Source organism: Paenibacillus allorhizosphaerae (genome assembly GCF_042659105.1).
Classification (GTDB): domain Bacteria; phylum Bacillota; class Bacilli; order Paenibacillales; family NBRC-103111; genus Paenibacillus_G; species Paenibacillus_G allorhizosphaerae.
Window position 1 is genome coordinate 17,822 of the sequence record NZ_JBHSRV010000001.1, and the last position, 12,194, is coordinate 30,015.

The 12,194-nt window shown below is 50.1% G+C and carries 9 protein-coding genes; 2 read left to right on the plus strand and 7 right to left on the minus strand.

All coding sequences use genetic code 11. The features are described from left to right. Positions 1 to 5: 5 nt before the first annotated feature. The gene (locus ACFQI7_RS00075) at positions 6 to 995 is read right to left on the minus strand and encodes a Gfo/Idh/MocA family protein (protein ID WP_218102741.1); all 990 of its coding nucleotides are present in this window, start codon (positions 993 to 995) and stop codon (positions 6 to 8) included. Positions 996 to 1,203: 208 nt separating this feature from the next. Between ACFQI7_RS00075 and ACFQI7_RS00080 the strand changes: the two genes are divergently transcribed. Continuing rightward, positions 1,204 to 1,701 (plus strand): DinB family protein, encoded by a 498-nt coding sequence (locus ACFQI7_RS00080; protein WP_218102742.1) that lies wholly within the window; start codon positions 1,204 to 1,206, stop codon positions 1,699 to 1,701. A 223-nt stretch (positions 1,702 to 1,924) separates the two neighbouring features. Here ACFQI7_RS00080 and ACFQI7_RS00085 read toward each other — a convergent pair whose 3' ends face one another. After that, positions 1,925 to 2,320: a VOC family protein gene (locus ACFQI7_RS00085; protein WP_218102743.1), complete on the minus strand. Its 396-nt coding sequence runs from the start codon at positions 2,318 to 2,320 to the stop codon at positions 1,925 to 1,927. A 30-nt stretch (positions 2,321 to 2,350) separates the two neighbouring features. After that, positions 2,351 to 4,342, minus strand: coding sequence for a GTP-binding protein (locus ACFQI7_RS00090; RefSeq protein ID WP_218102744.1), 1,992 nt, complete (start codon positions 4,340 to 4,342; stop codon positions 2,351 to 2,353). 338 nt (positions 4,343 to 4,680) lie between these two features. On the opposite strand from ACFQI7_RS00090, the gene ACFQI7_RS00095 reads away from it, so the two are divergent. Continuing rightward, complete coding sequence (locus ACFQI7_RS00095; protein ID WP_377516534.1) at positions 4,681 to 4,887, plus strand: hypothetical protein; 207 nt, start codon at positions 4,681 to 4,683, stop codon at positions 4,885 to 4,887. Here ACFQI7_RS00095 and ACFQI7_RS00100 read toward each other — a convergent pair. The 4 genes from ACFQI7_RS00100 to ACFQI7_RS00115 all read right to left on the minus strand — a co-directional run bounded on the left by ACFQI7_RS00100 (position 4,884) and on the right by ACFQI7_RS00115 (position 12,192). After that, positions 4,884 to 5,852 (minus strand): 3'-5' exoribonuclease YhaM family protein, encoded by a 969-nt coding sequence (locus ACFQI7_RS00100; protein WP_218102745.1) that lies wholly within the window; start codon positions 5,850 to 5,852, stop codon positions 4,884 to 4,886. The genes ACFQI7_RS00095 and ACFQI7_RS00100 overlap by 4 nt on opposite strands. Before the next feature lie 674 nt (positions 5,853 to 6,526). Beyond that, the gene (locus ACFQI7_RS00105) at positions 6,527 to 8,680 is read right to left on the minus strand and encodes a peptidase domain-containing ABC transporter (protein WP_218102746.1); all 2,154 of its coding nucleotides are present in this window, start codon (positions 8,678 to 8,680) and stop codon (positions 6,527 to 6,529) included. Further along, a complete protein-coding gene (locus ACFQI7_RS00110; protein ID WP_218102747.1) occupies positions 8,673 to 8,894 on the minus strand; it encodes a hypothetical protein in 222 nt (73 codons plus the stop codon). The genes ACFQI7_RS00105 and ACFQI7_RS00110 overlap by 8 nt, the downstream gene beginning before the upstream one ends. Beyond that, positions 8,884 to 12,192: a lantibiotic dehydratase gene (locus ACFQI7_RS00115; protein ID WP_218102748.1), complete on the minus strand. Its 3,309-nt coding sequence runs from the start codon at positions 12,190 to 12,192 to the stop codon at positions 8,884 to 8,886. The genes ACFQI7_RS00110 and ACFQI7_RS00115 overlap by 11 nt, the downstream gene beginning before the upstream one ends. Positions 12,193 to 12,194: the final 2 nt, after the last annotated feature.

A 12,194-nucleotide genomic window follows, 5' to 3' on the forward strand; every position in this document is an offset into this window, starting at 1 on the left:
ATCTTCTATTTTCGGGCCGGGTCGGCTTCGAACGTAATGGTACGACCGGTGTTGGCCGATTCATTGGCGGCAAGCGTCACCTCGAGCGTTGCTACTGCTTCGTCGTAGCCGCACAGAACCAGCTCCTGGCGGCCGGTCCGTACCGCTTCGATAAACGCCCTGTTTTGCTCAAGGGAATATTCGGCACTGAGCTTCTCATCCAGCTCCTGGTTGTTATCGACGATGCGGAGCGACGCCCCCCTAATGGCTACATAGAAGTCGGAGCCGATCAGTTCAACATCGCCGCGTCCGAACTTCTTCGACATGCATGCGGTACTGAACGATCCAACCGCTCCGGACTGTAGAGAGAACGAGATGATTCCGACGTCGGGAATCGTCGCGTCCGGATATTCCTTCAATATATTGCGTTGCTCGTAACGCGCATGCACCTCGCGGAATTCTCCGACCAGGTAACGGATCAGGTCGACCTGATGTGTGGACTGCTCGACGAGCTGTCCGCCCGATTTGTCCATTTGCCGGAACCAAGGAGTCGGAGGCAAGCTTCCGATCCGGTAAGCGAGAACCATATCGACAGATTTGCCGGTAAGATAAGCTTTCGCCTTTTGCACCGATTCCAAATAGCGCAAGCAATACCCGGACGAATGGATGATGCCCGATTCCTTGATCATTCGGCTTTTGGATCGAGCAGCCTCCAAGTCAAGACCGACCGGCTTCTCCGAGAGCAGGTGAATGCCTTTACGTGCGGCGGACTCCTCGATTCCGTCTCTGGCAAAAGGAGGCGTGCATATAAAAACGGCGTCGATCGTCCCCGAATGAAGCAAATGTTCCGCACTGTCGTATACTTGCAATCGGTATTGCTCCCCGATCTGCTTTGCCCGGTCGGGGTTGGCGTCATGCACCGCGGTCAGCTCCGCTTGCTCCAGCTTTTGCAGCGTTTTGATATGGTGCTCTGCCATTCCTCCAGCTCCGATAAAACCAATTCTCACCTTGTTCATATGCGAATCCTCCTTGAATCGGATGGTTACATGAACAACAATAGTGGATATGATTGGAAAAGTATTTATTCATATAGGACTGGAATTTACGCAAAAAAATCGATGCGCCTATAAAACAAAAAAACTCGTTTTACGCATGACCGAGACATGCCTTTTCAATTGACCGGGTTTATTGTATGCTTGCCATACAAGAGAGGAGTTGGAATCTATGGTGAAACAACTGATCGTCGGAGACGCCTTGCATGAGCTGGCCACTACGCGCCGCATCCTGGAGCGCTTGCCCGAGGAGCATATGACGTGGAAGCCGCACGTGAAATCGATGACGTTGGGCGGGCTGGCCACGCACCTGATCAACCTGCTGAACTGGCAAGTCGCGATTTTTCTTTACCCGGAATTCGATCTTTCGACCGTGCCGCTTCGGCGGGAAGCTTTGGAAAGACGCGATGATGTGCTGGAGGAATTCGACGCGAACGTCGTCAAGCTTGAAAAGCTTTTAGCCGAATGCTACGAGAAAACGCTCGGCGAGGAATGGACCTTGCGGAACGGCGACCATATCATCCTGCGCCAACCGCGGGCGATCGCGCTTCGCACCTTCGGATTAAGCCACATGGTCCACCACCGGGCGCAGCTCGGGGTTTATTTGCGGCTTCTCGATATTCCGGTGCCGGGCGTCTACGGTCCCTCGGCCGACGAGGAAGGTAAATAAACTAAGACGTGCAGAACAGTCGCAGGGCATCGGCATGACCGTCGGTACTCTGCGACTGTTTTTTTTGGGGATGAACGCTTTTTTGTCGCCGGACATAGCGCAATTGACTTTCTTTCCGCTAAGCGGCTATCCACTGAGAACAGGCGATCAGATATTGGCCTTCGCCTTTCTGCTGCACTCAGAATCGTCTATATTGGGGGGTGTCATCAAGGCTCAAATGCTGTTATTCTTTTGGCTGCCATACTTTGAGCTTGTTACCATCCGGGTCATAGAAATCGAACTCTCTGAACCAGCTATGTATAATCAATTCTCCGATACGAATACCATTAGAACGGGCATGCTCATATAATCCATCAATATCTGAAGTTCGAAAGCATACTACAGGCATTTCATAGCATTCGCCATTTTTCAGCCATTGGTTTGTCCGAAAAGTTAAAACCTGCTCATCTAATCTCTCGCGTAGGAAAACTTCTTGCCTGCCCACAAGTAAATAATCTCCACCATTCTCTAACCCAAGGTGCTCAATGTACCACTGTTCTGACTGTTTTCGGTTGGAAACAGGAATATAAACTCCATCTATCCCGGTCAGTGCTGCTTTCTTTGTTATTTGCTCCACCATCTATTCTCCTTTGACATAAGGTTAATTCAGTCACAGCGCATTACGTACAGACAATATATACTTAGCCTGATCAAGCGGATTGACGCCTTGGCGTTTACGCTCCGCGTTGACTTCCGGCGGACATTCCCGATAGTACGCAAACGTTGTAGACAAAATGCCTCTCCCTTTCGTCATCGATCCGAGTCGAGCCGGAAAATTTAGCGACGTAGCGACTGGGAGCACACCCTCGAGTTCCAACCGACCGCTGCGGATCACCGGCGAATCCAACTCGCCACGCATGACAACGAGTTCGGTCATGACTTTGCCACCGAATTCCTCGGGTACAGACAGGCGAAAATACAGAAGTGGCTCGAGCAGTTTAGTACCGGTGTTCGCTAGACCATTCATAATGCCCATTGGCGTCGCGACGACGAAATCGAGCGGATGCGTATGCCACACATGATGTTCGCCTTCCACAAGCGTAACCTTCAAATCGGTGACCTCCCAACCGTGCAGCCCTTGCTGAAGTGCCTCGGACACACGCCGCGCGACTTCGTTCTGATAACTTTCAAGTAGGCGTTCCGGCCTCGCTATAGAGCTGTACTGCAGACCACTCCCCCTTTCCCCGGGCTCGATCCGGAAGCGCAAAATAGCCCAACACGGCTTCGGCATCGTATAAGCAACGAACCCTTCTCCGGTCTTGGTTGGAGTCTCTTTATAAATGACAGAGGGGCGATCGAATGTGACTTCGAGCCCGAACCTGCTTTTTAGCACCGAAGCGAGCACTTCCATCTGAATCGGTCCCATTACCTTCAAATGCAGCTCCCGATCCTCATGTTGCCATTGCACGTCAAGCAGCGGGTCCTCATCGGCCAATTCCCGAAACGCCGCCACCACCTTCGGATATTCGGCCTCGCTACGCCATCGCACCTGCACCGTCAGCAGCGGCACGGCCAGCTTGCGCGCGTCGGGAATTCCGGTAACCGTGCCGATGATATCGCCGATACGCGATCGGCTCAAACCGAAAACAGCTGCTATATCTCCGGCTTGCAGTATTCCAACATCTTCCGACTTACGAATATCAATTTTGCGTATTTGGGTAACCTTTTCCTGAATATCTTGCGTCACATTATGTACCGTATCGCGGTTGCGAAGCGTGCCGTTGTACAAGCGCACATAAGCGATTCTCCCCATATCCGGGTCACGCTCGAGCTTAAAGATGATACCGGCAACCGGTGCTGCCGAGTCACCTAGCGGGCCAGGTAGCCAGCGCAAGATCGCGTCCATAAGCTCAGGGATGCCAATCCCCCGATTCGAAGCACCGAACAGCACCGGGAACAGCTCTGAACGGAAAATACCATCCTCAAGCATTGGCAGTAACTCCGCCGTAGTAATATACCCCTTTTCGATATAACGTCCTAACAACGTTTCGTCCCGTTCAGCCATCGTCTCGACAAGCATTTCGCGGTACAACTCGTCCTCGATTGAAAGATGGTGCGTTTCTTCTTGAAGCATATTCGCGCTTCCGGCAAAATCCTCTTCAACCCCGATCGGCGCTTGAATCGGTATTGCTCCATAAGTCAGCAGCCGTCGAATACTTTTCAATGTGTGCATAGGGTCTGCCCCGACCCTATCTAGTTTATTGACATACAAAATCGTCGGAATGCGTAAATCACGTAGCGCCTGCCAAATCAATTCTGTCTGTGCCTGAACGCCCTCAACCGCAGAAACGATCAGAATCGCTCCGTCCATCACTCGGAGAGACCGTTCCACTTCTGACAAGAAGTCCACATGCCCAGGTGTATCGACAAGATTTACATGGACGCCATTCCGGACGAATCTGGTAACCGCAGCGCGCACCGAGATGCCCCTCTCCCGCTCCACGTCCAACCAATCCGTCTGCGCTGTGCCGTCATCAACGCTGCCGAGCGTACGAATGCGTCCGCTTTCAAATAAAATTTGCTCGGTCGTCGTCGTTTTGCCAGCATCGACATGAGCGAAGATACCCACATTCCGAATTTGGTTCTGCTGTACCTCTTTCATTATGGCTCTTCCTCCGAATTGTAATAAGTTCAGTTTAGCATAAAACTAACAATTAGGTTGGACAATGCCGTAGTCTCCCTTGCACGGAGCGCTGTGCGGATGAGCCTGTGCACATGCAGGCGAACGGCAAAAACCCGACGACCCCGCAAACGATCGGCCATCGTTTTCGTCGAGTGGGCATGTCACGCACCACGTTTCACACCTAAACGTATTCGATTTTACAACGGATGTTACCTTTCCTTATGAAAGCCCAATACGGAGTAGGCAAGCATCAATAAATATTCAAAAAGAATAAGTTATATCAGCGCTTATTTGATTTAGATTTGGAGGTTTTGTCGATGCCTTACGCTTACAAGTTTGTTAATTATCCGGGTCCAATGGCTGTATACACCACTTCCATTCCCGGACATTTTCCCTATTCGGCCTTTTACACCACCCACCCATTAGCAGGAACGCTGATTGATTACTTCCCACCAATTACTGCATATGCTCCTCAATTTTGGATGCAACACTCAGGGGGATGGAGAAGCAAGAACGCCTTTTAGTATGTATTCTCACGTTTCATCCGATAGATCGATTTGTTTTCAATAACTCGAATCGGTGACGTCCATGATTCGTTATCTGGCATTGTATCCAGTGCATCTTCCACTGCCTGCAGTTTTGCATCCAATTGATCGATGTAGTGTAAGGCTACGGCTTCCGGGACTTGCGGTTGAACCGGACTTCCCCATTCTCCTAAATTGTGATGGGACAGAACCAAGTGTTGAAGAATGACGAGCTTCTCACTGGTTGTGTCCATACCCATTGCTACAGCAGCTTCAATGATCCAGTTAGCCGCCATGGAAATGTGGCCAAGTAATTTCCCCCTGAAGCTGTAGTCCGTCACGACCCCAAGCTCAGAAATCATTTCTTCAGGCTTGGCAATATCATGCAATATAATACCGGCTTTGATTAAGTCTTGGTTAAGGAATGGACGCTGCTTCGCTATGAATTCACCGAGTTCGAGCATGCGGCAGATGTGATATGCCAAGCCGGCATAATAAGCATGATGCATCCCTTTCGCCGCGGGATAATGCATGAGTTTTTCTTCAACTTTTGCTATACAGAACTGAACAATACTCTGAATATCGCCATCCTGGATACTGGATGCCGTCTTCTTGATTATGTGAACCAAATCGATCGGCTGTATCGGTGCGGATCTTACGAAATCCGTTAATGAATACCCATCCTCTTCAGTCGCTTTACGAATCCTCATTATTTTCAGCTGCGGCTTCTCCCGGTACATTTGAACAAGACCGTTTACCTTAACTAGCATCATCGGGAAATATGTTTCTTTGTCGGCCGAAGAAACTTCCCACATCTTGGCGGGAATTTCTCCACTTGTATCGGCAATTACGAAATCAAAATATTCTTTTGATGGATTGGCGTTTGTTTGCTTTAAATCAGCTTTCTTCAATAAGTAAAAGCCGGTAATTTCGTCACCATCAGTGAAAGTCCGAATCAATGTCATATATATTCCTCATTCCCTATCTTCTATCATAAATGACTACTAATTCGACAATTACCGACTTTATACCTTTCTTCAATAAAACAAATGGAGCCGCACCTGGAGCAGCTCCATTCAAATGTTAGAACGCTTTTCAATATTCCAATCAGCTACTATCCCCTGCCTAAATATTAAACATCTCCCACTTTCAAAATAAGATTTAACGAGTTTAGAATGCAATAACATCGGCTGGCATTATATTCTCTCATCATTTCAGCCAAGGCATCGGAGATCGCCTTGTTTTCCCTTTAAAGCTTGGCATGAAATTGGCAAACTCATAGTTTCCATAATATATGTTATGTAAACTATATATAAAACTTGATGGGCAGCAGCTTCTTCGTTCGCACTTAGGCGGACTATTTTTTCTTATTGCCTGATTTCTTTCTCAAGGAGATATCACACGCCTTATGCATGCAGAATCAACTTTTCGGCCATGATCTTTAGATCCGATACGATATTTGCCCCGATCCGTCTTCTCGCGCAACTTTTAACAATTTACATCAGTTCGTGTCCACAGTGTTTTGGCGATGTGAAAACATGACAATTAGATCTAATCTTCCACAGCGCTTCAATCGGACAATGTTTATGTCGCGGATGAACGACAAAAACATTGTCCGATAAAAATACCCATTCCTTCTTCATAGACTCTGCGCTCTGACAAGTTCAGAGTATACCCCACCCGTTCTTATCAAGTCATGATGCTTACCTTGCTCGACGATTCGGCCACCGTTCATCACAAAGATGCGATCTGCCTCCATAATGGTGCTTAATCTTTGAGCGATTATAATTTTCGTACATTTCAGCTTGGCCAATGCCTCCTGTACACGGCGCTCGGTCACCGTATCCAATGCACTTGTAGCTTCGTCCAGCATCAGGATGACCGGATCGTTCACAAGTGCCCGCGCCAAGGCGAGTCTTTGTCTCTGTCCGCCAGATAGAGAGGCGCCATCCTCCCCCAGAATGGTACCGTATTTCATAGGCATGGCCATAATATCTTCATGAATAATAGCGAGTTCCGCAGCAAGCTTGATCCTCTCCGGTGCAGCTTCCAGGTCGGCAAGGGCCAGATTTTCGCGTATGGAGATACCGAACAAGTAGGGATGCTGGGGAACCACTCCAATCTGCCCGCGAACCCATTGCAAGTCCAGCTTCAGAAAGTCATGGCCGTCATATATAATTTTTCCGGAGCTGGGCTCATATAGCCCCGCCAGGAGCGCGGCAAGCGTCGATTTTCCTGATCCGGAGGGACCGACAATCGCAATAAATTCTCCCGGCTCAATCTTGACGGAAACTTCCCTTACGGCAGGCGAAGATACCGGTGAGTATTGAAAAGATACACGATCCAGGACAACCTGCCCTTGCAGACGAAGATCGGGAGTATATCGCTTCCCCTCTTGCTCTCGCGGTTTATCCAATATATCGTTAATTCGGTCGAGAAAACCGTAGATTTGCTGCACCTGAACTGCGGTAGAGAGAAGTCCGGATAAGGAAACGAGATAACTGCCCGCCAACGCGCATTGTCCCAGCATCGCACCAAGACTTGAGCTCGCGTTCAGAACCTGTATTCCTCCAACAAAAAGGATTAATAACGGAGATCCCACTCTAAGGGCAGTCAACAAAGCATCCATGGTTGCGCCAAGCTGATCTTTCCGCAGCCCTGCATGGATCTCTTGCACAAATAAATTCGTCCATTGTCTTGCAGCACGTTGTTCAGCTCCCGTCGACTTCAACGTCTCCAACCCGGATAACACCTGTACCAAAAATCCTTGCGATTTGGCTTGTGCCTCCAGCCCTTGTGTGTTGAGAACTAAATAACGATGGCGAAACAAGAGAAAAATGCATCCCTGCAACAGGCCTAAGCTCACAGCTAATCCGCTAATGAACGGATTGGCAATAAGCAACAGGACGAGATAGAGACCTACCGTTACACCGTCAAGCAATCCGGAGAGCACCCCGGTTGTAAGCATATCGCGAATTTTCGTGTTGCTGTTCACTCTGGCCAGGAGATCCCCGGAGGATCGCGCTTGAATCACCATATAGGGGAGCTGTATGAGGTGAGTAAGGAATTGCACGGTCATTTTATGGTCTACATGCGTTCTTAAATATAACAAAAGATGAGACCGTACCAACGATCCTAGGAAATGAAATAATGTCATCGCGATGAGGCCGAGTCCAAAATAATATAAAAGCTGAACATCACCCTGAGGTAAAATCCGATCCACCAATGTTCCCGTAAGCAAGGGGAGGCCCATGGATAATATTTGAATCAATATGGATGTGACGAATATTTTCCACAGCATCCCGGGGAATCGGACCATTTGCTTGACATGCCGCCATGGAGAAAGGCGGTTTGCTGAAGCTGTAGTTTGGAAATCCGCTCCCGGAGCTAGGATAAGGCCGATTCCCGTGAAGCTTTGACTAAATTCCCGGTAAGGAATAAGCCTTCGCCCCCATTCTGGATCAACGACCCATACGCCCTTGCGGGAGCAACGCTCGAAGACAATAAAATGCGTGAACTTCCAATGTAAGATCGCTCCGGTTTGCAAGTTAGGCAGATGATCTAAATCAAAGGCGGCTCCTTGCCCCTCCAATCCGAACCATCTGGCCGCTTGCAGGAGAACGTGCGCATCCAAACCGCTCCGCCCTCCCCCTGTCACCTGACGCACTTCATCCAGAGGGACACGCTTGCCGTAATAAGCCAGCACCATGGCTAGACAAGCCGCGCCGCAATCGGCTACCTCCATTTGCCGAATCACTTCGATTTTTCGTGATCGGCGGAACAGCTTAGCCATTCGCCCCGCCCCCTGACGTGCCGAAGAGTCCTTCGATGAGTACGGAGACAAATTGCCGTCCTGCCAGCCCCCCAAGGATACTGCTGCTCAGAAGAAACCAGAAGGCAAACGTAAGCCAAGCAGGAACAGGACGCAGCCCGGTGAATTGGGTTGTTGCTGGTAATAAACAGTCCAGAGCTTCTCTTCGAAACATATCGGGCTCTTTATTCGTCATGAGTGTCACCTCTTCGTGTCCGGCCGCTCTCGGCATCATAGAGCCGCGCTAGAAAGTCATATATGATAAGCTCATGGGCCCTTTGCGACGACCGGAGCATTCGGTTCACATGCATATGGATATAACTCGCTGCCAGTTGCTCCAGAGTTACGGTAAGACCTCCTGAAATCTCAACCTTCCTCAAGCCATCCACAAGCGGCACAAGTCGTTCGGATCTTTGTTTAAATACAGAAATCCCTGGAGCCAGTCGATCATGGCCGGATGACGTTGTATGAATATAGGCTTCCAGGCGAGTTCGCTCTCTCCGGAACCGCTCACCCAAGCTGCGGCGGAATGCCCCATCGATCCCGAATTCCGTTGCAAACCCGTCCCGGGCTTTTTTTACGATGCCGGATTTGACTTCGGCTGGAAACCTAAGATCGGACAGTAACCTATCGATCCCGATAAACGAGAGCCGCCATCGATCATCCAATCCGGCATCGCCGTCCAGCGTCTCCAATATGTTGATTACCGCTTCGCTATCTATATGAAAGAATCTCTCTGCGAGACTCATACCTTTCTCTCCACCATAACGCTCCCATTCCGGCATATAAGTATCGACCTGGAAACGCCAAACCGTGCCGTTCTGCAGTTTAGGCGCAATGGCGTCTTTCAATTCCGGGAGAACTTCACCCAAAAGACGTTCGGGGACTCCTTTCACACGAAGCCGAAGATGCCAGTCGGGATCCCCGTAACGAATATAAAACCATTGTTCCACAGCTCCTGAACGCATCGCATGAGACACGATGCGGCGTACTTCCGTTCGAAGAAGGGCATCGACTGCAGCGGGACCCGTATAAAACTTGGCATAAAGCCATTCCGACCCAGGTGGATAGGCTCTCTGGATATTCAAGCTCTTTGTACTCGTTACGTATGGTTGTTCGCTCGGTATGGATGTCAGGGAGACAGCGTTTTTCTTGGAAGGAATACGTTCGAAGGGTACGATGAACTCATGAACGAACCGCCCCTCCGGTCCACGAACCACCTGTTCTTCCAGAGAAGGGAATAATTCGGTAAGCCGTACCTCCGAGCGGTTTTTGACCATTTCAACGAAGGTATCGACACTTAATACATTATCCAAATCCACAGGCAGCTCACGATCCAACTCCGTAAACAAAAAAATTGGTGGAAGCCCTCTTCCTTTACGCCAATCTTGTACGGCCCAGAACCGGTCGCCGCCCTTCAATCGGCCAAGTCTGCTCAACTCATCCTGCGGAATGCGCCATATGGCTCGAGATAACACGGTACGCCCGAACACCACTCGAGGCAGAAACTGCGCAGAGGTTAGCGGTCCCCAATCCCATGCAAGGTAATCGGCGCGCCCGTTCCCCTGTAAGTCGCACAAAAACCGGTATGGTCCGATGCCATGGGCAAGGAAATTATGGGCTGTCGATAAGCGCGGAATCACACGTTTCCCAAGCGTGGCCGACCATAAAACGACCTCCTGTCCGACAACCGAAACCAGCAAGTCATTTAAAGGAATCTGTCGCTCTAGCGGAGCCCCGGATTGCGCCAGAAACGGAATTTCGTAGGCACGAAGCACCGGACGGGCGATCAAATTGCCGACCCGCCCTTCCGGGAGATGGACGATCTCCGCGAAGACGGCTTCCGGGTGAAGCGCCTCCTCTGAGCGCAAATGCTTTGTAACTTGATGGTGCAAATCACGGTCAGCATGACAAAATCGGCCTAACAAACGAGCGCCGGACGGACCGGAAACATCATGCATCAGCACTTGGAAGTCGCCCCGGTTTAAAGCCTCCTCCGTTCGGGCGGCCACCCGAACCATTGCTGCGAAGGTATCCGGCATCGGCAGTGCTCGGCCGGGCGATAAAACCTCAAGGTCATGATCCGTTAAGCGAATCTCCATTGTACCGCTTGCAATGGCTTCATTCAGTTTGCGCAATAGCAGAATCTCGCGCTTTCCCCAAGCTGTCTCCTGTTCCACTGATACAGGGAAAGGCAAACCAGCTAATAGGGATGATGCATCGATGGACATATCTGTTCCGCCATAACCAATACCCGTCTCATTGTCGAGAACCTCAGTTAATGGTACCTGCCTGCCCTCGTACCGCTCCAGAAAATCTCTGCGAAACCGGTCCATGTTGGACTGTGTTTTTTTTCGAGCCGTTTGGTGCAAAGCCTGCACGCCTCGTAAGATCTCCTTGGTAACCTCGTGCCCTAATGCAGCCTCACGCAAGGGTTTGACTAGATCCACTTGAAAAAGCTTGGAAAGCTCTACCGGTGAGGCCAAATGCTCAAGCTTATGACCGATGGCTCGATAGCGTTCCATGTTAACGCCGATCCCTTCCCGGTCCAGCTTCTCCAAATCGAGCTTCACTTCGTGCAGCTGTCCTCTTACGTTTTCGGCATATTTCGTTTCCTTCAAATGATGCAGCAACTGAACGATGGCTTCACTCCCGGATACGTTCGAAGACAACACAGGAACCAGCAGCTGATTGTCGATTAATTCGTGCAGAAAGGCTTCTGCTTCCTCCATGGATACATCCGGGTCCTCTGTTATCAGCGCTTGAGCGAGGTCCGTAATGCGAGCGCCGGACTCGGCATTCGATACGATTCGATCTAAATACTCCGTTCTTGTGACAGACACTAGATGATGGCTTCGAACTTGATCTTGCTGCTTTGCCTCCACGTATCGAATATGCTCTCCAATCCGGTAGAGGCTGGAATTCGCCCGGTATATCAATTCCTTCCGAAGTTGCTCATCTCTTGCGATCGCATCCGTCAATGCGAATATATAGTCCATGTCGAGCCTTGTATGGCGTCGGTACGAGGTTGAATCCGCAAGACGAATTTCCGTCTTATCGGCGATGGCTCCTACGGATGCTCCGGCAAAGAGACCAAAAGGCGTTGGTCGCACGGCCATTCGCACAAAATAACGAACCAGTGGGCGTTCAACTTTTTCCCCCTGCTCACTCTCCGGGTTGTCTAACCATACCGATAGCTTGCTTTCCAGATCGGGAGACGCCAGGAACAATGCCTCACGGACTGCGGGCTGTGCAAAAATAGCAGCTAACCGGCTTCGGAATCGGGTTCGATCCGCTTTAATGGCCGCATCCAAATCGTTTGGGTTAAGAGCAGCGGATGACTCTGCCCCTTGAGTCCATTGGATCAGAGCTTCTATTGGCAATAAGGGTGTTCGAATGGCGAAAAATCCCGAGCTTTGAAACATAGAAGAAATACTGTGCCCCCTCATGATTCCCTCCCCTTGACAGCCGATTCCGGACAGTTTTCGTTGCATCA

Bases quoted from the DNA above. Each gene is read 5' to 3' on its own strand.
- ACFQI7_RS00075 (WP_218102741.1), bottom strand. From the start codon at position 995: ATGAACAAGGTGAGAATTGGTTTTATCGGAGCTGGAGGAATGGCAGAG.
- ACFQI7_RS00080 (WP_218102742.1), top strand. From the start codon at position 1,204: ATGGTGAAACAACTGATCGTCGGAGACGCCTTGCATGAGCTGGCCACT.
- ACFQI7_RS00085 (WP_218102743.1), bottom strand. From the start codon at position 2,320: ATGGTGGAGCAAATAACAAAGAAAGCAGCACTGACCGGGATAGATGGA.
- ACFQI7_RS00090 (WP_218102744.1), bottom strand. From the start codon at position 4,342: ATGAAAGAGGTACAGCAGAACCAAATTCGGAATGTGGGTATCTTCGCT.
- ACFQI7_RS00095 (WP_377516534.1), top strand. From the start codon at position 4,681: ATGCCTTACGCTTACAAGTTTGTTAATTATCCGGGTCCAATGGCTGTA.
- ACFQI7_RS00100 (WP_218102745.1), bottom strand. From the start codon at position 5,852: ATGACATTGATTCGGACTTTCACTGATGGTGACGAAATTACCGGCTTT.
- ACFQI7_RS00105 (WP_218102746.1), bottom strand. From the start codon at position 8,680: ATGGCTAAGCTGTTCCGCCGATCACGAAAAATCGAAGTGATTCGGCAA.
- ACFQI7_RS00110 (WP_218102747.1), bottom strand. From the start codon at position 8,894: ATGACGAATAAAGAGCCCGATATGTTTCGAAGAGAAGCTCTGGACTGT.
- ACFQI7_RS00115 (WP_218102748.1), bottom strand. From the start codon at position 12,192: ATGCAACGAAAACTGTCCGGAATCGGCTGTCAAGGGGAGGGAATCATG.